Genomic DNA, 21775 nt, shown 5'->3' with positions numbered 1-21775 from the left:
ACGATGACAATGAGGATGATGAAAAACTCACGCAACTTGCCACTTGGTTTTCGCCGCCTGACGGGCCTTGCCCTGACCGTCGCCGGCATCGCCATGGCGCCTGCCTCGCATGCAGAATTGCGCTTTGAAATTTCCGGTGTCGGCGCCAGCCAGATCCCGGTCGCCATCGCCTCCTTCCCCGGCGAAGAAGGCGCACCGCAACAGATCACCAACATTGTCAGAGCCGACCTGACGCGCAGCGGCGTATTCAAGCTGATCGACAACAGCGACTCGCTGTCGGATTCTTCCGCGATCAATTACAACGACTGGAAAGGCCGCGGCGCCAACGCGCTGGCCGTAGGCAGCGTGCAGCGCCTGGCCGATGGCCGTTTCGATGTGCGCTATCGCCTGTTCGACACCATCAAGGCGGCGCAATTGTCGGCACTGTCATTCGGCAGCCAGCCGCAACTGATCCGCCTGACCGCACACAAGATTGCCGACGACATCTATGAAAAGCTGACCGGCATCCCCGGCATCTTCTCGACACGTATTGCTTATGTGACACGTTCCGGCAAGGAGTACCGCCTGGAAGTTGCCGACGCCGACGGCGAAGGCGTGCAGGTTGCGCTGCGTTCCAATGAGCCGATCATTTCGCCGGCCTGGTCGCCGGACGGAGGCAAGGTGGCTTATGTTTCCTTCGAAGCCAAGAAACCGGTCATCTACATCCAGAATCTCGTGACACGCCAGCGCACGCTGGTGGCCAACTTCAAGGGCAGCAACTCGGCTCCGGCCTGGGCGCCCGACGGTTCGCGCCTGGCAGTGGCATTGACGCGCGACGGCCTGACTCAGGTCTACATCATCAACGCCGACGGCAGCGGCCTGCGCCGCCTGACCAACACCGCCGGCATCGATACGGAGCCGCGTTTTTCGCCGGATGGCAATTACGTCTACTTCACCAGCGACCGCAGCGGCGGTCCGCAGATCTACAAGGTCAGCCCCAACGGCGGCGAAGCCCAGCGCGTCACCTTTGGCGGCAGCTACAACATCAGCCCGCGCATTTCGCCGGACGGCAAGACTTTGGCATTTATTTCGCGCCGGGAAGGTAAATTCCAGCTCTACGCGCTGGATTTGACCAACGGTCAGGAACAACGCCTGTCCGACACCGTCAAAGATGAGTCGCCCAGCTTCTCGCCAAACGGCAAATACATCATGTACGCGACGGAATCAGGCCGTCGCGGGTCTTTAGCCATCGTCTCCACGGATGGCCGGATCAAACAGCGCTTAACAACCCAGGTCGGCGATGTCAGGGAGCCAACCTGGGGGCCGTTCATGAAATAAACAATTATTCACATTCATTCACGACACAAGGAGTTTCAGATGCGCACATTCAGTTCTTTTGCAATCGTTCTTTCGGCAGCAGTGCTGCTGGCGGCTTGCTCGTCCACCAAACTGGACGACAAAAATGCACCGGTAGAAACCCGTGCAACAGCCGGCACTAATGACGGCGCAGATCCACGTGCAGTCAACACCGTCAACGCCGGTTCCGACCCGTTGAACGATCCGCAAGGCATTCTCTCGAAGCGCAGCGTCTACTTCGACTATGACAGCTACTCCGTCAAGGAAGAGTTCCGCTCCGTGGTGGAAGCACACGCCAAATACCTGAACTCGCACAAGGATCGCAAGGTCATCATCCAAGGCAATACCGATGATCGCGGCGGCACCGAGTACAACCTGGCCCTGGGTCAGAAGCGTGCAGAAGCAGTCCGCAAGGCACTGGTCCTGCTGGGTGTCTCCGATGCGCAAGTTGAAGCCGTTTCCTTCGGCAAGGAAAAGCCAAAAGCACTGGGCAGCGACGAAGCAGCATGGGCTGAAAACCGCCGCGCTGATATCGCTTACCAATAAGACCTATGCGCACTTCCCTGAAAACCAAGTTCAAATCGGTTTCCGCAGCGGCCATGCTGGCCGCTGTCGCGTGTCTGCCAATGACAGCGCACGCGGGCTTGTTTGACGATGACGAAGCGCGCAAGGCCATCCTCGATCTGCGCAACAAAGTCGATAGCCTGCAAAAGGACATGGTCAACAAGTCGGACAAGAACAGCGCGCTGAGCCTGTCCGATCAGAACGACCAGCTCCGCCAGGAAATTGCACGACTGCGTGGCCAGATCGAAGTGCTGACCAATGAACTGTCCAACACGCAGCAACGCCAGAAAGACTTTTACGTCGATCTGGATGCGCGACTGCGCAAGCTGGAACCGCAAAAAATCAACATCGACGGCAAGGAAGCCAGCGTCGATCTGAATGAGCAAAAATCCTATGATGCCGCACTGAACCTGTTCAAGGGCGGCGACTACAAGGGTGCCGGCGCTGCGTTCAGCGACTTCCTGAAGCGTTATCCGCAATCCGGCTACGCGCCATCGGCGCAATACTGGGTGGGCAACGCACTGTATGCACAGCGCGACTACAAGGGCGCCATCGCAGCACAGCAGGCGGTAGTGAAGAATTATCCGGACAGTCCAAAAGTGGCCGACGCCATGCTCAACATCGGCAGCTCGTACATCGAGCTGAAGGACAAGGCAGCGGCGAAAAAATCGTTGGATGCGCTGATTGCGAAGTATCCCGAAAGCCCGGCGGCTCAGACAGGCAAAGAAAAACTGGCAACATTGAAATAGCGCCTTGAAATATTTCCCCTACCTGTTTGACACCATCGATCAATATTGCATATAATAGCGGTCTTTCGGGTCGTTAGCTCAGTTGGTAGAGCAGCGGACTTTTAATCCGTTGGTCGCAGGTTCGAGTCCCGCACGGCCTACCAGAAATTCGCAGTAGATGAAAAGGGTTCCAAGCAATTGGAGCCCTTTTTGTTTTGCTGAATGCCGTTGCAGATGTCCGCGATGCATTGCGAAACACGCAAGCCGTTCTTTAATTCCCCTCCCCGCGATCAGGCAAAATTGCTTACCGCATACTAGCAACTCCGCGGCTAATTTCTGCACGTCCATTTGCACAAACAATTCCGGAGGCGAAGTGCTTTCCGCTACCGATGCTTTCGCCGACAAAGAAAACCATCTGCATCGCCCCCCCTAAATGCGCACACAAAAAAAGCCCCCGAAGCTTTGCAGGTCGGGGGCTGAATCCAATCCAGGGAGGAGTTGGAGGAGACAGATTCACTTTATCGCAGCGCACCATACGCCTCCAGAACAATTACACAATGACACATCCTCAACACTTTGATTACAGCTGACAACGACACCGACTTTTGTAAAAGACTTTAACCGTCCTTGCAATTTCAGCCCTCATGCCCAATAATAGATGAGAATTATTCTCATCTAAAGAAAATTCACCTCCGGTTCGTCTGCCCTCCCATCGCTTGTTAGCCCACGCGCCAGCCGACATGCCGCCTTTTCTTTGGATACCGCGCCATAGCGACTTGGATATCAGCAACCCATCCCCACATGGGTCGGAATCACGCAGGACCAGAAAGCCGTGCACCGCCATTTCCTCCGGAGATGTCATTGAGCCGTTACCGGTCACTCTGCAACACAGTAATAACGAAGAAGGAAAGATCATGATGCGTCTGCGCCCTCTCGACGATCAGCAACTGCCCAACCTGACTGATGTGCAACGCATTGCGCTGCATCCGCAAGCCACGCGCCTGCACAACGAATTCGCACCGCTGCTCAACCGCCTGGCGGCGCTCGGCAACCTGACGGAAGTCACGCGCAACTCGTCCGCCCTGCTGGAAAAAGACAACGTCAGCGGCGCGCTCTACGTGAAGAACGAAATCGAATTCGCGCCTGCGGAAGCCATGCACCTGCGCATCTTCTATCCGCAATGGGAACACGGCTACGCCCTCGAAGAACACGACGAATGCAACGGCAGCAAGCAGCACAGCTTCCAGTTCTTCGACCGCTACGGCAACATGCTGCACAAGATCGTGCTACGTGAAAACGACGATATTCTGGCCTTCAGAAAGCTCGTTAGCGAACATGCAGCCGCCGACCAGACGTCGCCGCTGCAACTGGTGCATCCGCGCGAAGACAAGGCCGACATCCGCAAAGAAATCGACGTCGATGCACTGCGCGCCGACTGGGCGCATACGCACAACCACAACGATTTCGTCCAGCGCCAGGAAGCCTTCGACCAACAGCGCCTGCGCAAGCTGCGCCTGGCCGGCAAGGCCTTCGCCTATCAGGTCGCCAACGATTCGGCACGCATCATCCTGCAGCGCATGACGGAATTCGGCACCGCCATCATGGCGCAGGTTGGCAACGCCGGCATCGTGCAAGCCTACTATGGCAAGATCAAAAATATCGGCATCAAGGATTCGCGCCTGAAGATCATGAACTCGGGTTTTCGCATGCTGCTGCGCGAAGATCATATCGATTCGGTCTGGGTCGCGAAAAAGCCGACCACCGACGGCATCATCACTTCGCTGGAACTGTTCAATCGCCAGGGCATGCACATCGCCAGCTTCCTGAGCAAAAAAGACAACGGCCAGCCGGAGCCGCGCGAATGGCGCGAATCGATCATGCGCCTGATGCCGATCTTCGGTGTTTGAAGCTATCCCTGGGCAACACCCAAGCAGTTCCCCGCATCGACAAATTGCCGCCCCGTTCACCGCCCAAGGGTGACGGGCGCAGAACAATTACAATACCTGCAGATCAATTTCTGGAATCACTCATGAGCGAACGTCTTCTCGTCATCCTGGCAGGCCTCAATATGTTCATCGCCGTCGGCGCCGGTGCCTTCGGCGCGCACGGTCTGAAACAAATCCTCGACGCCGACATGCTGGCGATCTGGCAAACCGCCGTCATCTACCAGATGGTGCATGCACTGGGCATGTTCGCTGTGGCCTTGTTGATTCCAAAATTCGGCCCGGCCATATTGGGCTGGGCGGGCAGCGCGATGTTCATCGGCATTGTGATCTTCAGCGGCAGCCTGTATGTACTTGCCCTGAGCGGCGTACGCTTCCTTGGTGCGATCACGCCGATCGGCGGCCTGGCTTTCCTGGGAGGATGGCTGCTGGTGGCATGGGCGGCTTACAAGGCGCAGTAAGCTTGTTTCGTTCCGCAGTCTTCTTTGTAAAAACAAAAAGCCGGTGAAGACCGGCTTTTTGTTTTTACGCATCAACACGAACCACTAAGCAGCTGCCCCGCTCAATGCCACCTTCACCAGATCGTCGATCTCGGTCGTGATGTTCGACAGCACGCCGGCCACCACCGAGAACTCCTTGCCTGCCTGCCCTGCGCGCGCCGCCACAATGCGCGCGTTGAAGGACACCATCTTGGCCTGCTTGGCGATGGTTTCGATGTCGGTCATGATGCCGCGCAACTGCTTCTTCATCAGCAGCGCATGACGTTTCGACTGTTCTTCGTAGACGCTGGTGATCTGGTTCAGCACGCTCAGCAGCGGCGTGGTGATGCGCACCAGCTCGTCCAGTAACGCCGGCGCGTCGCGCAAGCCGTCGTCGATGGCGTTGAGCGCGCGTTCTGCCAGGTTGATGAAATATACAATCTGCGCATCGCCATCGAGCCTGCCGAAGTAAGCTTCGCGTACCTCTTCGCAAAAAATACCGGGCACGGTGTCCGAACCTTTCACCAGCGCCGTATGCGCGCCACGGAACAAGGCCAGTGCCTCGCGCGCGATCTTGGTGGCCCCTTCGTGGCCCTGCGACCCCAGCACCGCATACAGCACCAGGCGCTGAGAAGTGAAGCGGCGGCGGCCCGACAGATTGATCAATGCGCCGAACACTTCGCCCGACAAGGGCTTGGTATCGGCAGCGGAAGTCGTCTCGCCCTTCCCGGTATCGCTGTTTTGCACCAGCTTGATTTGCCCGGAGACCGCCATGTTGTTCCTTTCGTCTGAATCTGTTCTTGCCTGCTCTGCCTTCTTGCTACGCTGATTACGCCGCTTCTTTGGCCGGATGCGCTTGTTTTCGGTAGAGGAACTCCAGCACCGCGGTACGGTATTCGGAATATTGCGCATCCTGGGCCAGTGCCACGCGCTCACGCGGACGCGCCAGCTTGACGTCGAGGATTTCACCGATAGTCGCCGCCGGTCCGTTGGTCATCATGACGATGCGGTCCGACAGCAGCACTGCTTCGTCGACATCGTGCGTGACCATGACGACCGTCGATTCGGTCTTGGCGACGATCTTCAACAGCTCGTCCTGCAAATGCGCGCGGGTCAAGGCATCCAGCGCACCGAAGGGCTCGTCCATCAGCAAGACCTTAGGCTCCATGGCCAGCGCGCGGGCGATGCCGACGCGCTGCTTCATGCCGCCGGAAATTTCGTTCGGACGCTTGCTCTCGGCCGCCGTCAGGCCGACCAGCGCCAAGGCAGCACGCGTGCGGTCGCGTAACTGAGTACGGTTTTCCGCGGCGCCGAAAACGCGCTCCACGCCGAGATAAATGTTCTCGTAGCAGGTCAGCCAAGGCAGCAGCGAATGGTTCTGAAACACCACCGAGCGCTCCGGCGACGGACCGGCAATTTCGCGGTTGGCGCACAGGAGCAAACCGTCGCTGGGCTTGAGCAAACCGGCGATCAGATTCAGCAGCGTCGACTTGCCGCAACCGGAGTGACCGATCAGAGTGATGAACTCGCCCTTCTGCACAATCAGATTGATGTCGCGCAGCGCGTGGAACGTGCCCTTCTTGGTATGAAACACCATCTCGACGTCATTGATCTCAATAAATTTATTCATCGCTTCCATCGCAATTTCCTTCTCGGCTTCGACTGCGTGATCGTTCAAATAAGTATTCAGAATGCAGGTTCAGAATCAGGTGCTGACCTGTTCGTAGGTGAAGGCTTTCGCCAGCGCCACCAGCAGTTGCTCCAGAATCAGGCCCACCACGCCGATCACGACGATGGCGATGATGATGTGCGGCACGTTCAGGTTGTTCCATTCATCCCAGACCCAGAAGCCGATGCCCACGCCGCCGGTCAGCATCTCTGCCGCGACGATCACCAGCCAGGCAGTGCCGATGGCCAGGCGCACGCCGGTCAGCATATAAGGCAAGACGGACGGGAACAGGATCTTGGTCAGGATCTTCCATTCGGACAGGTTCAGCACGCGCGCCACGTTCATGTAATCCTGCGGCACACGCTGCACGCCGACGGCAGTGTTGATGATCATGGGCCAGATTGAGCAGATGAAGATCGACCAGATCGCCGCCGGGTTGGCCGACTTGAACACCAGCAGGCCGATCGGCAACCAGGCTAGCGGCGACACCGGCTTGAGCAGGCTGATGATGGGGCCGAACATGCCCGACAAAAAACGCACGCGGCCAATCAGGAAGCCCAACGGAATCCCTACCAGCGCCGCCAGACCGAAGCCGATCGCCACGCGTTGCAGCGATGCCAGCACGTTCCAGCCGATGCCCTGATCGTTCGGACCGGCGCGGTAAAACGGATCGGAGAACAGCTTGATCGCTTCCTGCAAAGTCACCAGCGGTGTCGGGAAGTTTCCGGTCTTGGCGGCGACGATCTGCCACACCAGCACCAGGAAAGCGAGCCCGGTCAGCGGCGGCAATACCTTCATCAGCAAGCCTGCTACCAGCGGAGATCTCTTTGCCTGCTTCGACTTCGCCCGGACGACCGGTGCCGGCGCAACAACAGCTGTTGCCGGCACTGCGGTTGCTGTTACAGCTGCCGGCTTCGGGTTCTCATTCATCGTCGTTTCCATGACTGCGCTCATATCGATTCCTTCACTCTGTACTGCGACAAAAACACGTGCCGATCCCTGCTTACGTCTTGATCTTGAACGACGCGGCGTAGGCCTTCGGATTCTTGCCATCCCACACTGTGCCATCCATCAGCTTGGAGGTACGCATCGGGTCCTTCGGAATGCTGGTCTTGGTCATGGCGGCAGCCTCCTTGTACAGGTCGATCTGATTGACCGACCTGGCCACAGCCAGATAGTCCGGATCGTCCTTGAGCAAGCCCCAGCGGCGGTGCTGCGTCATGAACCACATGCCGTCCGACAGATACGGGAAATTGACCGCGCCGTCGTTGTAGAACTTCATGTAGTTCGGATCGTCCCAGGTCTTGCCCAGGCCGTTCTGATAGCGACCCATGATGCGTTGGTCGATGACGTCCTTGCTGGTGTTGACATAAGATTTGTCGGCAATGACTTCGGCCATCTTGTTCTTGTTGGCCAGCGAAGCGTCGATCCATTTGCTGGCATCAAGAATTGCGGCCATCATGGCGCGGCAGGTGTTCGGGTTTTTCTTGACGAAGTCGAGCGAGGTGCCCAGCACTTTTTCAGGATGGTCTTTCCAGATGTCTTGCGTGGTGGTGGCAGTGATGCCGACGCCGTCGACAATCGCGCGGTGGCCCCATGGTTCGCCCACGCAGAAGCCATCCATGTTGCCGACACGCATATTGGCGACCATCTGCGGCGGCGGCACGGTGATGACCTTGGCGTCCTTCATCGGATTGACGCCGTTGGCTGCCAGCCAGTAGTACAGCCACATCGCGTGCGTGCCGGTCGGAAAAGTCTGGGCGAAGGTATATTCGCGCTTGTCGGTCTGCATCAGCTTGGCCAGCGACGGACCGTCGACACCACCCTTGTCGGCGATCTTTTTCGACAGCGTGATGGCTTGACCGTTGTTATTGAGATTCATGAGCACGGCCATATCTTTCTTCTGGCCGCCGATACCCATTTGCACGCCGTAGATGAGGCCGTACAGGACGTGCGCCGCATCGAGCTCGCCGTTGGTCAGCTTGTCGCGCACGCCGGCCCAGGAAGCCTCCTTGCTGGGCACGATCTTGATGCCGTACTTCTTGTCGAAACCGAGCACCGACGCCATCACCACGGAAGCGCAATCAGTCAAGGGGATGAAACCGATCTTCACTTCTTCTTTTTCCGGCTTGTCCGAGCCGGCTGCCCATGCTCCTCCGGTGGCTAATCCCAACATGGTCGCTCCTGTTGCAAGTCCTGCGGTCTGAATTAATTGACGACGCTTGAAATCCACTTCCTCGACAGCTGCCACGGCCTTGCTCGCTTGTTGCTCTTTGAATTCCATCGCGTTCCCCATTCAGCAAATAAAAAAGGCGTCCCTTCAGCACGTAATGAAACATGCTGAAAGACGCCTTTGTCTTGGATGGTCCAACCGCCATTGGCCGAACCGTTCGATGCGCAAACCTTGCGCTATACCGGAGATTCAGCAAAGAGCGTGCCAAGCGGGACGAAAAATCGGAAAAGCCGCGCCGCTACGCTATGAAATGGGGAGCAAGACGATTCGGAGAAAAAGAAAAATCAGGAAAAACCGGCAGGAGGAAGTGCAACACTGGCGCACCGCGTTTGTGCCGCGCACCAATTTGGCGGTGCATGACGGCAGCAAGCAATCGGAACGCGTGACGAAAAAATGTCAGCCGAGCAAGTCTTCGACATCCAGGAGGCGCTGGGCGATTTCGGAAAGTTTGAGGTTCTTGTTCATGGCCATGCTGCGCAATTTTTGATAGGCCTGCTCTTCCGACAGCTTGTGCTTGGCCATCAGCACGCCCTTGGCGCGCTCAACCACCTTGCGTTCGGCCAGCTTGTGCCTGGTGTCTGAGAGTTCGGTGAGCAGCTTCTGCTCCTGGCGGAAACGCGCGAGCGCCACATCCAGCACCGGCTTGATGCGTTCCGACTGCAGGCCGGCCACGATATAGGCAGTGACGCCGGCTTCCATGGCCGCTTCCATGGTGGAGGTGGTGTCGTCCTCCGTGAACATGACGATGGGACGGCGTTCGTCGCGTGTGGTGATAACGATGTGTTCAAGCACGTCGCGCGCGTCCGACTCGGCGTCGATAATGATCATGTCGGGGTGCAGCTGGGCGATGCGCTCCGGCAGGTACAGGTCGGCAGGCAGCGAGGCGATGATGTTGTAGCCGGCTTCCAGCAAACCGATACGCAAAGCCTTTCCACGCTCCGCCTGTTCGTGCAGCGCGGTGTCGCTTTCATCGGCATGATCGATGATGGTGTTGACGACAACGATGCGTAAATTGCGCATGTGTGGTTCCAATGTTCGCCTGGACATCGTAAATCGATTCTGAACTCGTTGCGGGCTGGTGTGTGGATTCTGCTGCTTCGGCTTCCCCGATATTCCCCCAAATGCAGTCGGGCGAATAGTAACTCATTTGCTGCGGGTGCACACTTTATATCATTTCATGAGGTATTTCGACGATCACAGCACCGTCCGTCAGTCTTCCGCAAGCAAAAATCAAACCACGACTTCCCCCATGCCTCGGCGCAAAGATGGTTCACTCCTACTTCGCTACTCGCCTTTTCCTACAGGAAATTGAGGTGCACGCCTATCTACCGTAGCCATGGCGATGGCTAACATCCATGACGTCACCTCCTGCTTTTGCAGGTGAGTACGACACCGCATTCGTTCCATTTATTTGATCCGCTCTCAGGAGGAGACCCCAATGTTCCGTCGTCATCGCACGCTGCCAACCGTCAGAAAAACCGCGCAACTTGCCACCTATTTCGCTGCCGGCAGTGCGCTTGCACTGACATCGGCGAGCGCGCTTGCGGAGCACTCTCCCGCCCTCGACCGTTTCAGCCTCTCCGCCGGCGCCTACTATGTCGATCCGACGTTTCGCGTGAACGCCAATACGCAATACGGCAACTTCCAGTCCGGCGACATCGATCGCAACCGCACCACCCTGCCGCGCATACGCGGCGAGTTACTGCTGTTCGACAGCCAGGGCCTGTCCTTCGATTACTTCACGTACAAGAAAAATAACAGCGGCGCCATCGACCGATCGGCGCTGATCGGCGGCACTACCTCCAGTCTGAACGCCAACGCCGACGCCAACCTGCAGGTCGACATGGCGTCACTGGCTTATAAATGGTGGATCGGCCAGGGCAACGACGTCTTCGGCATCGGCCTCGGCGGCGGCTATTACCGCGCCCACCTCGACGTGAACGCGGCGGCGACGCTCAATGGCACCACCGGCACCTTCAACGAAAGCTATACCGAAAAGACCTGGGCGCCGCTGGTCGAACTGGGTTGGAAACATGCCTTCAGCAAAGACTTTCGTCTCTATGCCGAAGCCTCCGGTGTGAAAAAAAACTGGGGCCGCGTTACCGGCCATATCTATAGCGCCGCATTCGGCGCCGAATGGTATCCACTCGCCAACCTCGGTATCGGCGCCGACTATGGCATCACCCGCATCAACATCAATCGCAGCGGCGGCGGCACCATCAATGACGCCAACCTCGACATCCGCCTCAAAGGGCCGTCTGCCTACGTAAAGGTGCGTTTCTAATATTGACGCTGTGCGCCCGCCAACCGGTGTGGCGCATAGCGCCGGTAACCGCTGCAAGTCCTGCAGTACAACAAGGAGAACAACATGACCATCGGCACCATTCTACTGATCGTACTTATCCTGATTCTTATCGGCGCCCTGCCGGCCTGGCCGCATAGCCGTTCATGGGGCTACGGCCCGAGCGGCATCGCCGGTACCGTCGTCATCATTCTGCTGATACTGGTGTTGCTGGGCAGGTTGTAGAAATACGGGTTTTTCTTCCGGGCACCATAAACAGGATATGATGGGCGGCGTTGCATCTGCAGATACCATGCAGATGCAGCGCCGCTTATCTTTTTGACTGGAAGGGAGCTCGTAACGATGACAAAAAATCGCCAAAAACACCTTTTGCTACTGCCGTTCTTCCTGGCCGCTTGCTTTACCGCGCATGTCCCTGCCATGGCTGCGGAAGAAGACGTCTCGCAGCAAGATCCGCAACGCTGGTATGAAGGCGACGACACCGCCAAGCTGCATAACAAGACGCTGCTGAAAGAGGCGCATGCCGCCTATGCGCAAGCTCTGGGCGAATGCAAACCGCTCAAGCGGGCCGAAGCCAAAGCCTGCCGCAAGGAAGCGCGCGAGCTGATGCAAAGCGATCTGGAACGAGCCAAGCGCATCTACAAGGCCAATACCGCCAACAGCGAATAAGAACTATCGGGACCGTACTTAAAACAGCATCGCCAGGTGGTGCGGTACAAGACTGGTCTCAGAAGGCATTTCAAAACGCTTTCGACGCGCCAAAAGACAAGGGGACCGGATCGGTCCCCTTGTTCTTTTCTTGTCTCCACAATTTTCTCCTGCATTGCATCCCGCATATCGCCGTGAATGCAATGAGAAGTCTGTGCGTCGGCTGCTACTTCATTTACTTGCCGACCTGATTACCGATCACACCGCCGACAGCTGCACCGCCGACCGTACCGATACCGCTGCCGCCGGTCAAGACTGCACCGCCGACTGCACCGACGCCGGCGCCGATCGCGGTATCTCTGTCGCGATTTGACATGCCGCTACAGCCGCTCAATACGGTAAGGGCGCACACAGTGATCGAGGTCACTGCAATCTTATGTATATTTTTCATGATGACACCTCTATAAAAAGTTGATTGATGCTGCCGCTGCAGCAAATGGTTCAGTTAAGCGCCGGTTTGCGAGGCACATACTTTTTAGACGTCTTGAGGGTGGATAGTTTCACACCGAAGGACGTCCCAAACATTCGCTTACACTTGCGGGATCGTGCGAGTCACATGCCTTCTTTCGCATCAGTGCATGGTCATACACAATGACCGCGTTGCGGATCGAAGAAGGATGCTTTCTCTCTACCATGTCGAGATAGCGGAATTTCTTTTTGTCCAATGCAGGCTTCGTGCCGACTGCTTTTCCTGCCTGCGCATGGCTCTTCGCCATGACAACATGCGCGGCATCATCACTTGGCACCAGGTGCGTCGTGTGAGGCGTTGCGGTTGCCGCGACGGCAATTGAGCATGCCATCATGCCGGTCAGTACGAGCGAAGCAACGGTTGCTGTTTTTTTCATGATCCCTCCCTCGACAACGACGATCCGGGAATTGTTAAGTCTCAATACCTGCCTGTTTTTCTATCAGCCCATCATGACAAAAGCCGGAAAGGCTCAACAGCCGTGCTTTTCCGATTCTGGCGTAAGACGATTCCTACAAGAAAAACCGCGCAGACATGAAAATGGGAGCTCTCGCTCCCATTCACCGGCTCAGGATCAGCGACCCTTCAGTGCTTCCTTGGCGTCGCCGTAGCTCTTTTGCACGCTGCCGTCAATTTGCTTGGCAGCGCCCTTGACCTGCTGTTCCTTGCTGTTCACAACTTCACCAGCCTTTTGCTGAACCTTGCCGGCTACCTGTTTTGCGCTACCTTGAACTTGATCTTTATTCATGATGACTCCTGAAAGTTGAAAGACCAGTTACTGCGATGCTCAACAGTCAACTGCACACATCTCCATGAATGGAAACGCGATGAGTTCATCTTAGCGAGGAGGATGTTGCGGGACTATAAGACAGCCCCGCTTTGAAACGTAGGACAAGCAGAGTAAAAAATGACCTGAAAACCGAATCCCTTGTCAGGCTTGCGCCGCGGGGGTAGCCGGAGCCGCGGGAGCGGCGATGGGCAGGCGTATCGTGATCAATGAACCCGTGCCTGGAGCGGAGCGGATGTCGACTTCGCCGCCGAAGAAGGTGGCGCGTTCGCGTAAACCACGCAAGCCGTAGGTCTTATTGTTATCGCGCCGGTCTTGCGAAATACCGACGCCGTTGTCGCGCACGGTCAGGGCGACCTGTTCTTCATCGACATCCAGGATCACGTCGACCTGCGTCGCCTTGGCGTGTTTGGTGACGTTGTTGAGCATCTCTTGCAGCATGCGGTAGATGGCGATTTCCATCTGATGGCCGATGGCGACGTCCTCATCCGGCAGGCTGGCCTTGCAAGTCATGCCGCTGCGCTCGGCCAGCTCGTCCATCTGCTCGGTGATCGCTGCCTTGAGCCCGAACAGGTCGAGCATATTCGGCCGCAGTTCGGTCTGGATGCGTCGTGTCGTGCCGACCAGCGAATTCATCAACCCCTGGATGCGCGGCTTGCGTTCCTGCCATTTCTCATCGTCGGGCAGGATCTTGTAGACGCTCTCCAGATGCATGCTCAGGGCCGTCAGCGATGCGCCCATGTTGTCATGCAGCTCGCGTGCAATGGCACGTTTCTCTTCCTCACGGACCGTCTCCAGGTGATTGGTCAGTTCGCGCAGCAACGCCGTACGTTCGACCACAGTCTTTTCAAGCTGCGCTTCGCGCTCACGCAGCGAGTCTTCTGCGCGTTTGCGCTCGGAGATATCGGTGCTGATACCGATCACGCCCAATACGTTGCCGAGCTTGTCGAACCAGGGCACGCGCGTGGACTGATAGGTGAAGACGCCATGCGGCAGATTCAGCGTCTGCTCAATGGTTTCAGGCAAGCCGCTGGCCATGACGCGCCGGTCGTCCTCATCGATGCGATCGGCATCTTCCTTGTGTACGAACAGTTCGCGACTGGCGCGGTACATCGCCTCTTCCCAGGTCTTTCCAACTTGCTGCAGCATGGCCGGATTGGCAAAGACCAGCAGACCCTGGCGATTCTTCACAAAGATCGGTTCGCGCGTGCTGTCGCTGACGGCGGTCAGCAGAGAATTGGTTTCTGCCAGCTTGGCGGCGCTCTGCATGCGCGCGCCGTATTCGCGATCGAGCTTGCCGGCGAAGCGCCAGAAGATAAACACCACCAGCGCACCGTCGATCAGCGTCAAAAACGGCAACATCAGGCGATCCGCATAAAGACCGTATTCGGCGCCGCGCGCCACCAGCAAATTGAGGATCAGAATCAGCAACAGCATCGATGGCAGCAAACGGCGCAGCATGTTGCCCCCGGGTGCATGGCTGACGATGATCGCCATCAGGCGATGCGATGGCCGCGCCATCAACAGCGCTGCGCTCAGCAACAAAAAACCCAGCGCCGACAGGAAAGGAATGCCGGTCGAGTAATGCAGGAAGGTCAGTTTATTGACGCCGTACAGGTAACCGACCAGCGGAATGGCGCTCAGGCCGATCAGGATGAAGGCCAGATATTCGGCCGGATAGTGGCGTGCATTGATGCGTACGTCATGCAGCAACAGCGTCAGGGCAATCAGTACGAAGCAAGCCGCCGCCAGCGGATGGATCGCCGCGCCGAAGGCGCTGTGCGCAATGGAAATGGTGGAAAGAAGTCCCGGCAGGCGATCGCCCAGCAAACTCAGGCCAAAGACGTTTTGTAACAGGAAGCCGGCTCCCAGCACCAGCAGCAGACAGGCTACGACACGCGCAGCAAGCGCCATGCGGCGGCTAGTTTGCCCGACGTTGAGACACTGCAGATAGAGCGCAGAACCGGACAGGATAAATCCGACGGCCGTGCTGCCCTGTACCGCAATCAGATCTGCCAGGATTTTGCGATAGTCGTCTTCTGCGTAACAACTGATGAGCACCACGATGCCAAACAGCACGATAATCATGGCCAAGCTCATTGCCGCGGTGACGATACTGGCGAAATTTGCCTGCGTGGCGACGTAATGTTCCAGCGACGAGCCTTCACTGATGTCGTTGCGTGCTGCCTTCATTTGCATGTGCTGAAGCCCCCGGATTGTGCCGTTGAGTGCGCAAACGTCGTGTGGAGAACACGTATCTTCGTTCTTGCACCGGCTACATTATATTTAGAACAAGGTGGCCAGGTAGTCCCGCCTGCGCTGCATGGCATCAGCCGGTCATGCCGGCGTGTATCCATGCATCGGCGCCAGACCTTTTCCCTTGCCGCTGAGTCTTTCGATCAGGCTGCGCAATTTGGTAAATTCAGAAGATTTGTCGAAGAAGAACTGCACGCCGTATTGCAAGCCGACACGACGATAAGTAGAACTGACATGATTGCTGAAGATGATCTTGAGTTCGTCGTGGCTTTTCTTGCCTGAACGTGCCAGCGACTGCAACAGGTTCATGCCGTTGCCCTGCCTGAGCTGGATGTCAAGAATGAGTACGTCGTAGCTTTCGTTTTCCAGATGGGCCGCAGCATCGTCTTCGGTCTCGGCATAGCCGGCCAGTTCGACACCGGGAATTTCGGCGAGGCTTTCCATGATCAGATCGCGCACGTCGGCCGAATCCTCGACAAGGAACACCTTCAGCGGCGCATTCGCGCTGCGCCCCATCCTTTCCGACATGTCCTGCAATACCTGTTCCATGATCACTGTCCTGACACTCAAACTCAATTGCGAAAAGCCCCCGGTCCGGCATGACCGGCGTATCGGCGGCTTATGGGCCGCATGCGCCTGCCTGCGTGTTCCGTTAATCGATCAGATTATTCTTGATGGCGTAATAGATGATATCGGCGTTGTTGGCCATATTCATCTTCTGCAAAACGCGCGACCGGTAAGTACTCACGGTCTTCACGCTCAGGCAAAGCTCATCGGCGATCTGCGTCACGCCCTGGCCCTGGCCCAGCTTGTAAAAAATTTCGTATTCGCGTTGCGACAGCGTTTCGTGCAGCGGCTTTTCCGAATCCACAGGATCCGTAGTCAGCAACTCCGCAACGCCATAGCTGATGTACTTGTGGCCGCGCAGAATGGTGTTGATGGCGCTGACCAGATCAGTCGCCAGGGCTTCCTTCTGCACATAACCGCTGGCGCCGCTGCGCAGCACCTGCACCGCGTAGCGGCTTTCCGGATGCATGCTCAGCATGAGCACCGGCAACGCCGGCTTTTCGCGTTTGATTTGCTTTAATACTTCGACGCCGCTTTTATCCGGCATCGCAATGTCGAGCAGGACAATATCCCACTCTTGCGTACGCACCAGGCGGATCGCCTCTTCGGCGGTACTTGCTTCACCACCGACTTCCATATTTGGAATGTCCGCAATAAAGTGCTGGACACCAGCACGCACGACAGCGTGATCATCGACTACCAATATTTTTGTCATAGTTTTTACCAGCATCAAGACAATGCTGAAGTCCTTCCTGATCAGGCAAATGCGGGTACGACTGCGCTGTTCCTTGCCTGCTGTGCAGCGTTTCCGTCATTTGAGTGAGTTGCCCGGCGGCACCGGGGCCTTCCGCGGCTAACTATACCTTAATACGCCTTCTGCTTGATTCCAAAAAAACAATTGTCCGGCAGAAAAGCGCCGGAACGGATCCCGGCGGCAACGGTGGCCGCCGCCGGGAAAGACCTTACTTGAGGCGCAGGTCGTTCTTCACCGATTTCACGCCCTTGACGCCGCGAGCTAGTTCGGTAGCACGGGAAGCGTTGGTTGCCGAGCTCACGAAACCGCTCAACTGCACGACACCCTTGTAGGTTTCGACGTTGATTTCTGCCGACTTCAGATTAGGTTCCTGGAAGATTGCGCTCTTCACCTTGGTGGTGATCACGGAATCATCGACATATTCGCCGGTGCCTTCCTTGTTGGGACCGGAAGCGCAGCCGACCAGCGACACCATCATCAGTGCGAGGAAAAAGCCCATAAAGCGTTTGGTCAAAGATAAAGTCATGATGATCTCCTTGTTGGTAAATTCAAATACTTGCGTGTGATTGTTTTATGGAGAAGCATCGCTACCTCTCCATGACCTTACTGGATTACTACAGAATTACTTGCCGTACTTGGCCTTGGCCGCGGTGGTGCACTTGTCTTGTTCCGCACCCTTCAGGGCGTCGCATTTTTCCTTGGCGACGTTGTAGTCGGCGTCATTGGTGGTCTTGGCTGCATCCTTGTTGGCGTCTTTAGTCTTACGCTTGGCCTTGGCGTCGGCGATCGCAGTTTCGTGCGCAGCCTTGGCTTCCTTGTTGCAAACGTCTTCCTCGTTGCCCTTGAGCGGTTTGCACTTGGCCTTGGCGGTCTTGTAGTCTGCATCGGCGGCGGCAACGTCAGCCTTGTATTGGGATTTGACGGCGTCGGCGGCGTTTGCCAGACTATGTGCGCCGAACGCGGCGGTAGTCAGGATGCAGGTGGCGATAAATTTTTTCATGAGAACTCCATTGGTTTTGGTTTTAAAAGACCTTGCCGGAACGGTGTGGCGACAGCTTTGCTGCCGACGCCAAGTCACCGATCAATGACGCCAGTCCTTGTTGTTTTCTTCGAAAGCCTTGAGTTGTTTCTCGGTTTCGTCCTTGTTGATGCCATACACTTCCTGAATGCGGCCGGCCAGCTCTTCACGCTTGCCGTTGATGGTGTCGAGCTGATCATCGGTCAGCTTGCCCCATTGCTGCTTGGCCTTGCCTTTGAACTGCTTCCAGTTGCCTTCAATAATGTCCCAGTTCATGCTGTTCTCCTTGCTTGTTGTCGATAGGGTAGTTCTGCCATGACTGCTGCGCCGGAGGCGTGCCTCTCACCGGCGTCTATGCGCCGGTCAGGCGCAGTCAATCGAGCAGGTCGCTCATGTCGTCGGCGTGTTCTTCTTCCTTCGCCATGATGGAAATGAGCAAATGCTTGGTGGTCGGATCGTCGTCGCCGATGCGTTCGATCATCTGGCGATAGGTCTCGATCGCAATACGTTCTGCAATCAGGTTGGCGCGAATCATCGACTTGATGTCGGTCGACTCGTCATAGTCCGCATGGCTGCGCTCGGACAGCTCCCGCGGGTTGAAATTCGGCTCGCCGTTCAGTTGCACGATGCGTTCGGCGATCTGGTTTGCGTGAGCCTCTTCCTCCAGCGCATGCTCCAGGAATTCAGCCTTGATCGGCTCGTTTTCCAGACCGGTCGCGGTGAAATAGTGACGCTTGTAGCGCAATACACAGACCAGCTCGGTGGCCAGTGCATCATTGAGCATGGCGACGACTTCTTCGCGGTCGCCCTTGTAACCCTCGGTCACGGCGCCGTCACTCAGCTTCATGGCGTCCTGGCGCACTTTTTCGCGGTCGATGTGAAACGGCTTGCCGCTGATGTGATGCACCGTGGATGGTTTGCTTGACATGATCGTGTTCCTTTATCCGGTTGGCTATATGGCTGAGGATGGGCTGACGCTTAGCGTTCGCAGCTGCGCGACACGCACAGGCCGAGCAGCAGGCCGACGCCGGTAGAGATGGCAATAGCGCGCCATGGGTTGGACTGCACGTAGTCGTCGGTGGTGGCGGCGATTTCTTTGCCGGTCTGCACCATATACGATTGAATTCCCTGCGCCTTGATAAAGGCGCGATCGAGGATTTCCTCGCCCTTGGCACGCAGATCGGCGGCCTTCTGACCGGTTGCCGCCGCAGCTTCGTTGAACAATTCCTGTGCTTCTTGCAACAGCACCTGGACGTCAGTTCGGACGGTTCGTAATTTTTCTTCGCGCATTTTCTAACTCCTTGTTTATTGGCTTTGGCTTACAGCTCAATACATAAAGTATTGAAGAACGAGCAGCATCACCAGAGGCATACCCACTAACCAGCAAAGCACCATTTTTTCCATGATTGCACCCGTTTCGATCTGTTCTTGTGTCGTGAAACGAACCGCTTGTATCTTGCTTGTATCTTGCTTGTATCTTGCTTGTATCTTGCTTGTATCTTGCTTGTCTCTTCCTTGTTTCCCTGTAATCCGTCCGGCTGTAAAGCGTTGCGGATCCGGTAACTGAACGATACTTTCTGCCTGCGTCATCAGCGATAGGACTGCCGCTGATTGCCTTGTAGGACAAGGCCGGTAAAACACCCTCTTTTACATACCCCGCTCAGGGCGTCGCGTCCTGCGACAGCGCATCGGCCTTCGGCGCCGGCATGGCTGGCTGAAACACATTGCCGCCTTCGCCTTCCCAGCGTTGCAATGCCTTGCGCTGCGCACGGTTGTCGGCGCGCTGCAGACGATTGGCGCAAACATTCAGGACCGCAACAACAGCTGCACTGGAAATACCCAGCGCCAGCAGCAGATTTCGTTTGGTCAACATGGCAAGCTCCTTGTTCTATTTGTTGATCTCGTATGCGAAGCAGTCAGCTCAGGCCGACAAATGCTGCTTGGCGGAATGCTTGATGGAGTGCTTGATGATCTGGCGCGCATCACCGACGGTGCGTTGCACCTTGCCTGCCTCCTGCAATTGCAGGGCATGGCGGCGGCGCGACTGATCACCGGAAACCTTGGCCATGTTTTCATACAGACGGCCCAGTGCAATTTTCAGATTGCCTACCAATTGGTCTTTATTCATGACGCGCTCCTCGGCTTTTGATGATGCGATGGGAGGATCGTAGCAATGCCACCAGGCAAGAGGTATAGGACGCCCGCCCATTGTCTTGTAGGACAAGATGAGAAGCCGCGCCGGCAAAGGCTTTGCGACCTTCCTCATGGTGATTGTTACCAGCCTTTGCAGTTGCCCTCCTACAACCGATTGCGCAGGCGTCTGATGGTCCCGGAACGATGCAGCTACTACGATGCAGACATTGGATGGCAAGTCGGCAGAATCTTGGCAATACATCAAGAATGTCCCGGACCTTGCCAGCCAGATCGCGACAGGCATGCAAAGAATCGATGCGCGTCTCTGGTCAATACGTTGACCTCACATTTCAAGGAGCAGATATGGGTAAGTATTTTCTCGCCTGGATACTGGGCGTTCCCGCTTTCGTGCTGGTGCTGATCTACTTTTTCGTGCACTGATGCATGAACAGAAACAGAAAAAGAAAAAACTTTTTTCCTCCATTTCAATGAAAGGCACATGATGAAAAACGATCAACTGATTGATACCTTGAACGACCTGATCCAGATTTCCAAGGATGGCGAAGAAGGTTTCCGCGTCTGCGCGGAAGACGCTTCGGAACGTCAGGCGTACTACAAAACCCAGTTCCTGGAACGTTCGCAGGCTTGCGGCCAGAGCGCATTGGAATTGCAAAATCTGGTGCGTGCACTCGGCGGCGAGCCGACCAACCACACCACGGTAAGCGGCGCCCTGCACCGTCAATGGATCAACATCAAGAGCGCTATCGTCGGCAAGAACGACGAGGCCATTCTCAACGAATGCGAACGCGGTGAAGATGCCGCCGTAAACGCCTATCGCAAGGCGCTGGCGGAAGATCTGCCGAGCGACGTACGCCTGATCGTCGAACGCCAGTATCAGGGCGTGCTGGCTAACCATGACCGCGTCAAGGCGTTACGCGATCAGGTGCGCGCCAAGAAGGCGGCCTAAGTATTCGGTTGCAACCGATGTAGGCGACGCGCAAATGCCTCCGGGCATGCATATCGCCAGAAATAAAAAGAGCGGCTCAACGGCCGCTCTTTTTTATTTTCTTTCTAATTCTTTTTAATTTTTTTCGTCCTATTTTTTGTGATGCTTCAGCATCAGCGCCAGTTCTTGCAAGGCAACCAGCATGGTCTTGATGAACTCACGCGTCGGCTCATGGGTCAGCTTGCCGGCGGCATCGAAACGATCACCCGCGCCGCCGATCATGACTTCCGGTTTGTTGAGAATTTTCAGATCGAGAAAGACGCCGATCTGGCGCAAATGATACTGCGCGCGTGCCGTGCCCACTGCGCCCGGACTGGCGCCCATGATGGCGGTTGCTTTGCCTGCAAAAGGCTGCTCCGGAGGGCGCGAGGCCCAGTCGATGGCGTTTTTCAGCAAGCCCGGAATCGAGTAGTTGTATTCCGGTGTGGAAAACAAGATGGCATCTGCTTCAGCAATCTGTTTGCGAAAACGTTCGACCGACGGCGGCCATCCTTTGGCGCGCACGTCGTCGTTATAAAGAGGAATGTCGGAGATGTCGGCCTGGATCAGACGCACGCCGGGTGGCAGTAATTCCGCTGCAGCGTGAAGAGCAGCCGTGTTGTAAGAACCTGTGCGCAAGCTGCCGGAAATGCCAAGAATGGTGATCGGGGTATCGCTCATTTCAATGTCCTTTGATGAGGGAGTTAAACCTGCAAATAGCGGAAACACCGATCTATCCTACACCAGACTTACGCGCAGCTTCCTTATGCCTCACCCAGATAAGCCGCCTTGACGCGCGGATCGCTGAGCATCTCCTTGGCGTCGCCGGTCATGGTGATCAGGCCCGA

Annotated in this window: 30 protein-coding genes and 1 tRNA gene; 10 read left to right on the top strand and 21 right to left on the bottom strand. The window is 56.5% G+C overall.

Annotation, left to right across the window (positions count from 1 at the left end):
• Positions 1-15: 15 nt before the first annotated feature.
• From tolB to AC1RN6_RS21035, 6 genes are all read left to right on the top strand, one after another.
• Positions 16-1317: a Tol-Pal system beta propeller repeat protein TolB gene (gene tolB, locus AC1RN6_RS21060; protein WP_493007402.1), complete on the top strand. Its 1302-nt coding sequence runs from the start codon at positions 16-18 to the stop codon at positions 1315-1317.
• A gap of 39 nt (positions 1318-1356) precedes the next feature.
• On the top strand, positions 1357-1881 hold the full coding sequence (gene pal, locus AC1RN6_RS21055; RefSeq protein WP_493007401.1) for a peptidoglycan-associated lipoprotein Pal: 525 nt from the start codon (positions 1357-1359) through the stop codon (positions 1879-1881).
• 5 nt (positions 1882-1886) lie between these two features.
• Positions 1887-2648: a tol-pal system protein YbgF gene (ybgF, locus tag AC1RN6_RS21050; protein WP_493007400.1), complete on the top strand. Its 762-nt coding sequence runs from the start codon at positions 1887-1889 to the stop codon at positions 2646-2648.
• Positions 2649-2715: 67 nt separating this feature from the next.
• Positions 2716-2791, top strand: a tRNA-Lys gene (locus AC1RN6_RS21045).
• Positions 2792-3541: 750 nt separating this feature from the next.
• Positions 3542-4534, top strand: coding sequence for a ChuX/HutX family heme-like substrate-binding protein (locus AC1RN6_RS21040; RefSeq protein WP_493007399.1), 993 nt, complete (start codon positions 3542-3544; stop codon positions 4532-4534).
• 122 nt (positions 4535-4656) lie between these two features.
• Positions 4657-5031, top strand: a complete 375-nt coding sequence (locus AC1RN6_RS21035) for a DUF423 domain-containing protein (RefSeq protein WP_493007398.1) — start codon at positions 4657-4659, stop codon at positions 5029-5031.
• Between the two features lie 84 nt (positions 5032-5115).
• Here AC1RN6_RS21035 and AC1RN6_RS21030 read toward each other — a convergent pair whose 3' ends face one another.
• The 5 genes from AC1RN6_RS21030 to AC1RN6_RS21010 form a co-directional block, all read right to left on the bottom strand.
• A complete protein-coding gene (locus AC1RN6_RS21030; protein ID WP_493007397.1) occupies positions 5116-5823 on the bottom strand; it encodes a methyl-accepting chemotaxis protein in 708 nt (235 codons plus the stop codon).
• Positions 5824-5878: 55 nt separating this feature from the next.
• Positions 5879-6688 (bottom strand): ABC transporter ATP-binding protein, encoded by an 810-nt coding sequence (locus AC1RN6_RS21025; RefSeq protein ID WP_493007630.1) that lies wholly within the window; start codon positions 6686-6688, stop codon positions 5879-5881.
• A 66-nt stretch (positions 6689-6754) separates the two neighbouring features.
• A complete protein-coding gene (gene ntrB / locus AC1RN6_RS21020; RefSeq protein WP_493007396.1) occupies positions 6755-7672 on the bottom strand; it encodes a nitrate ABC transporter permease in 918 nt (305 codons plus the stop codon).
• Between the two features lie 49 nt (positions 7673-7721).
• Positions 7722-8894: a CmpA/NrtA family ABC transporter substrate-binding protein gene (locus AC1RN6_RS21015; protein WP_493007395.1), complete on the bottom strand. Its 1173-nt coding sequence runs from the start codon at positions 8892-8894 to the stop codon at positions 7722-7724.
• A gap of 453 nt (positions 8895-9347) precedes the next feature.
• Positions 9348-9971, bottom strand: a complete 624-nt coding sequence (locus AC1RN6_RS21010) for an ANTAR domain-containing response regulator (RefSeq protein WP_493007394.1) — start codon at positions 9969-9971, stop codon at positions 9348-9350.
• A gap of 418 nt (positions 9972-10389) precedes the next feature.
• On the opposite strand from AC1RN6_RS21010, the gene AC1RN6_RS21005 reads away from it, so the two are divergent.
• The 3 genes from AC1RN6_RS21005 (at position 10390) to AC1RN6_RS20995 (ending at position 11922) form a co-directional block, all read left to right on the top strand.
• Positions 10390-11235 (top strand): hypothetical protein, encoded by an 846-nt coding sequence (locus tag AC1RN6_RS21005; RefSeq protein ID WP_493007393.1) that lies wholly within the window; start codon positions 10390-10392, stop codon positions 11233-11235.
• 84 nt (positions 11236-11319) lie between these two features.
• Positions 11320-11478 carry a DUF3309 family protein gene (locus AC1RN6_RS21000; RefSeq protein WP_007878300.1) on the top strand — a complete coding sequence of 53 codons (159 nt, stop codon included), beginning with the start codon at positions 11320-11322 and terminating at the stop codon, positions 11476-11478.
• Positions 11479-11595: 117 nt separating this feature from the next.
• Complete coding sequence (locus AC1RN6_RS20995) at positions 11596-11922, top strand: hypothetical protein (RefSeq protein ID WP_493007392.1); 327 nt, start codon at positions 11596-11598, stop codon at positions 11920-11922.
• 214 nt (positions 11923-12136) lie between these two features.
• Here the strand turns inward: AC1RN6_RS20995 and AC1RN6_RS20990 are convergent, their stop codons facing one another.
• The 14 genes from AC1RN6_RS20990 to AC1RN6_RS20925 form a co-directional block, all read right to left on the bottom strand.
• A complete protein-coding gene (locus AC1RN6_RS20990) occupies positions 12137-12352 on the bottom strand; it encodes a YMGG-like glycine zipper-containing protein (RefSeq protein ID WP_493007391.1) in 216 nt (71 codons plus the stop codon).
• Positions 12353-12461: 109 nt separating this feature from the next.
• Positions 12462-12806, bottom strand: a complete 345-nt coding sequence (locus AC1RN6_RS20985; protein ID WP_493007390.1) for a hypothetical protein — start codon at positions 12804-12806, stop codon at positions 12462-12464.
• A 195-nt stretch (positions 12807-13001) separates the two neighbouring features.
• Positions 13002-13175 carry a CsbD family protein gene (locus AC1RN6_RS20980; protein WP_493007389.1) on the bottom strand — a complete coding sequence of 58 codons (174 nt, stop codon included), beginning with the start codon at positions 13173-13175 and terminating at the stop codon, positions 13002-13004.
• A 183-nt stretch (positions 13176-13358) separates the two neighbouring features.
• On the bottom strand, positions 13359-15413 hold the full coding sequence (locus AC1RN6_RS20975) for a PAS domain-containing sensor histidine kinase (RefSeq protein ID WP_493007388.1): 2055 nt from the start codon (positions 15411-15413) through the stop codon (positions 13359-13361).
• 138 nt (positions 15414-15551) lie between these two features.
• Positions 15552-16019, bottom strand: coding sequence for a response regulator (locus tag AC1RN6_RS20970; protein WP_493007387.1), 468 nt, complete (start codon positions 16017-16019; stop codon positions 15552-15554).
• A 103-nt stretch (positions 16020-16122) separates the two neighbouring features.
• A complete protein-coding gene (locus AC1RN6_RS20965) occupies positions 16123-16752 on the bottom strand; it encodes a response regulator (RefSeq protein ID WP_034298516.1) in 630 nt (209 codons plus the stop codon).
• Between the two features lie 247 nt (positions 16753-16999).
• Positions 17000-17317, bottom strand: coding sequence for a BON domain-containing protein (locus AC1RN6_RS20960; RefSeq protein ID WP_493007386.1), 318 nt, complete (start codon positions 17315-17317; stop codon positions 17000-17002).
• Positions 17318-17413: 96 nt separating this feature from the next.
• Positions 17414-17791 carry a cell envelope biogenesis protein TolA gene (locus tag AC1RN6_RS20955; protein ID WP_493007385.1) on the bottom strand — a complete coding sequence of 126 codons (378 nt, stop codon included), beginning with the start codon at positions 17789-17791 and terminating at the stop codon, positions 17414-17416.
• Positions 17792-17872: 81 nt separating this feature from the next.
• Positions 17873-18085 (bottom strand): CsbD family protein, encoded by a 213-nt coding sequence (locus AC1RN6_RS20950; RefSeq protein ID WP_493007384.1) that lies wholly within the window; start codon positions 18083-18085, stop codon positions 17873-17875.
• Between the two features lie 97 nt (positions 18086-18182).
• A complete protein-coding gene (locus tag AC1RN6_RS20945) occupies positions 18183-18737 on the bottom strand; it encodes a ferritin-like domain-containing protein (protein WP_493007383.1) in 555 nt (184 codons plus the stop codon).
• 50 nt (positions 18738-18787) lie between these two features.
• Positions 18788-19099, bottom strand: a complete 312-nt coding sequence (locus AC1RN6_RS20940; RefSeq protein WP_493007382.1) for an ElaB/YgaM/YqjD family protein — start codon at positions 19097-19099, stop codon at positions 18788-18790.
• Positions 19100-19135: 36 nt separating this feature from the next.
• Complete coding sequence (locus AC1RN6_RS20935; RefSeq protein ID WP_493007381.1) at positions 19136-19399, bottom strand: hypothetical protein; 264 nt, start codon at positions 19397-19399, stop codon at positions 19136-19138.
• 70 nt (positions 19400-19469) lie between these two features.
• Positions 19470-19682 (bottom strand): hypothetical protein, encoded by a 213-nt coding sequence (locus AC1RN6_RS20930; protein ID WP_493007380.1) that lies wholly within the window; start codon positions 19680-19682, stop codon positions 19470-19472.
• 48 nt (positions 19683-19730) lie between these two features.
• Entirely contained in the window at positions 19731-19937 is a 207-nt protein-coding gene (locus tag AC1RN6_RS20925) for a hypothetical protein (protein WP_493007379.1), read from the bottom strand.
• Between the two features lie 507 nt (positions 19938-20444).
• On the opposite strand from AC1RN6_RS20925, the gene AC1RN6_RS20920 reads away from it, so the two are divergent.
• Positions 20445-20909 (top strand): PA2169 family four-helix-bundle protein, encoded by a 465-nt coding sequence (locus AC1RN6_RS20920; RefSeq protein ID WP_493007629.1) that lies wholly within the window; start codon positions 20445-20447, stop codon positions 20907-20909.
• A gap of 129 nt (positions 20910-21038) precedes the next feature.
• Here AC1RN6_RS20920 and AC1RN6_RS20915 read toward each other — a convergent pair whose 3' ends face one another.
• Positions 21039-21608 carry an NADPH-dependent FMN reductase gene (locus AC1RN6_RS20915; RefSeq protein ID WP_493007378.1) on the bottom strand — a complete coding sequence of 190 codons (570 nt, stop codon included), beginning with the start codon at positions 21606-21608 and terminating at the stop codon, positions 21039-21041.
• A gap of 83 nt (positions 21609-21691) precedes the next feature.
• Positions 21692-21775: ABC transporter ATP-binding protein C-terminal domain-containing protein (locus AC1RN6_RS20910; RefSeq protein ID WP_493007628.1), on the bottom strand; the 84-nt coding region annotated here is incomplete at its 5' end.

It is taken from the genome of Herbaspirillum sp. GW822-FHT03A08 (assembly GCF_058801885.1).
Note: the sequence above shows the minus strand (reverse complement) of the source record. Positions and strands in the feature narration are given on the sequence as shown.

Bases quoted from the DNA above. Each gene is read 5' to 3' on its own strand.
- AC1RN6_RS20930 (WP_493007380.1), bottom strand. From the start codon at position 19,682: ATGTTGACCAAACGAAATCTGCTGCTGGCGCTGGGTATTTCCAGTGCA.
- tolB (WP_493007402.1), top strand. From the start codon at position 16: ATGATGAAAAACTCACGCAACTTGCCACTTGGTTTTCGCCGCCTGACG.
- AC1RN6_RS20995 (WP_493007392.1), top strand. From the start codon at position 11,596: ATGACAAAAAATCGCCAAAAACACCTTTTGCTACTGCCGTTCTTCCTG.
- AC1RN6_RS20950 (WP_493007384.1), bottom strand. From the start codon at position 18,085: ATGAACTGGGACATTATTGAAGGCAACTGGAAGCAGTTCAAAGGCAAG.
- ntrB (WP_493007396.1), bottom strand. From the start codon at position 7,672: ATGAGCGCAGTCATGGAAACGACGATGAATGAGAACCCGAAGCCGGCA.
- AC1RN6_RS20970 (WP_493007387.1), bottom strand. From the start codon at position 16,019: ATGGAACAGGTATTGCAGGACATGTCGGAAAGGATGGGGCGCAGCGCG.
- AC1RN6_RS20940 (WP_493007382.1), bottom strand. From the start codon at position 19,099: ATGCGCGAAGAAAAATTACGAACCGTCCGAACTGACGTCCAGGTGCTG.
- AC1RN6_RS21000 (WP_007878300.1), top strand. From the start codon at position 11,320: ATGACCATCGGCACCATTCTACTGATCGTACTTATCCTGATTCTTATC.
- AC1RN6_RS21030 (WP_493007397.1), bottom strand. From the start codon at position 5,823: ATGGCGGTCTCCGGGCAAATCAAGCTGGTGCAAAACAGCGATACCGGG.
- AC1RN6_RS20935 (WP_493007381.1), bottom strand. From the start codon at position 19,399: ATGACGCAGGCAGAAAGTATCGTTCAGTTACCGGATCCGCAACGCTTT.
- AC1RN6_RS21025 (WP_493007630.1), bottom strand. From the start codon at position 6,688: ATGGAAGCGATGAATAAATTTATTGAGATCAATGACGTCGAGATGGTG.
- AC1RN6_RS20985 (WP_493007390.1), bottom strand. From the start codon at position 12,806: ATGAAAAAAACAGCAACCGTTGCTTCGCTCGTACTGACCGGCATGATG.
- AC1RN6_RS20990 (WP_493007391.1), bottom strand. From the start codon at position 12,352: ATGAAAAATATACATAAGATTGCAGTGACCTCGATCACTGTGTGCGCC.
- AC1RN6_RS20960 (WP_493007386.1), bottom strand. From the start codon at position 17,317: ATGACTTTATCTTTGACCAAACGCTTTATGGGCTTTTTCCTCGCACTG.
- AC1RN6_RS20915 (WP_493007378.1), bottom strand. From the start codon at position 21,608: ATGAGCGATACCCCGATCACCATTCTTGGCATTTCCGGCAGCTTGCGC.
- ybgF (WP_493007400.1), top strand. From the start codon at position 1,887: ATGCGCACTTCCCTGAAAACCAAGTTCAAATCGGTTTCCGCAGCGGCC.
- AC1RN6_RS21040 (WP_493007399.1), top strand. From the start codon at position 3,542: ATGATGCGTCTGCGCCCTCTCGACGATCAGCAACTGCCCAACCTGACT.
- AC1RN6_RS21005 (WP_493007393.1), top strand. From the start codon at position 10,390: ATGTTCCGTCGTCATCGCACGCTGCCAACCGTCAGAAAAACCGCGCAA.
- AC1RN6_RS20975 (WP_493007388.1), bottom strand. From the start codon at position 15,413: ATGCAAATGAAGGCAGCACGCAACGACATCAGTGAAGGCTCGTCGCTG.
- AC1RN6_RS20980 (WP_493007389.1), bottom strand. From the start codon at position 13,175: ATGAATAAAGATCAAGTTCAAGGTAGCGCAAAACAGGTAGCCGGCAAG.
- AC1RN6_RS21015 (WP_493007395.1), bottom strand. From the start codon at position 8,894: ATGTTGGGATTAGCCACCGGAGGAGCATGGGCAGCCGGCTCGGACAAG.
- AC1RN6_RS20925 (WP_493007379.1), bottom strand. From the start codon at position 19,937: ATGAATAAAGACCAATTGGTAGGCAATCTGAAAATTGCACTGGGCCGT.
- AC1RN6_RS20965 (WP_034298516.1), bottom strand. From the start codon at position 16,752: ATGACAAAAATATTGGTAGTCGATGATCACGCTGTCGTGCGTGCTGGT.
- AC1RN6_RS21035 (WP_493007398.1), top strand. From the start codon at position 4,657: ATGAGCGAACGTCTTCTCGTCATCCTGGCAGGCCTCAATATGTTCATC.
- pal (WP_493007401.1), top strand. From the start codon at position 1,357: ATGCGCACATTCAGTTCTTTTGCAATCGTTCTTTCGGCAGCAGTGCTG.
- AC1RN6_RS20955 (WP_493007385.1), bottom strand. From the start codon at position 17,791: ATGAAAAAATTTATCGCCACCTGCATCCTGACTACCGCCGCGTTCGGC.
- AC1RN6_RS21010 (WP_493007394.1), bottom strand. From the start codon at position 9,971: ATGCGCAATTTACGCATCGTTGTCGTCAACACCATCATCGATCATGCC.
- AC1RN6_RS20945 (WP_493007383.1), bottom strand. From the start codon at position 18,737: ATGTCAAGCAAACCATCCACGGTGCATCACATCAGCGGCAAGCCGTTT.
- AC1RN6_RS20920 (WP_493007629.1), top strand. From the start codon at position 20,445: ATGAAAAACGATCAACTGATTGATACCTTGAACGACCTGATCCAGATT.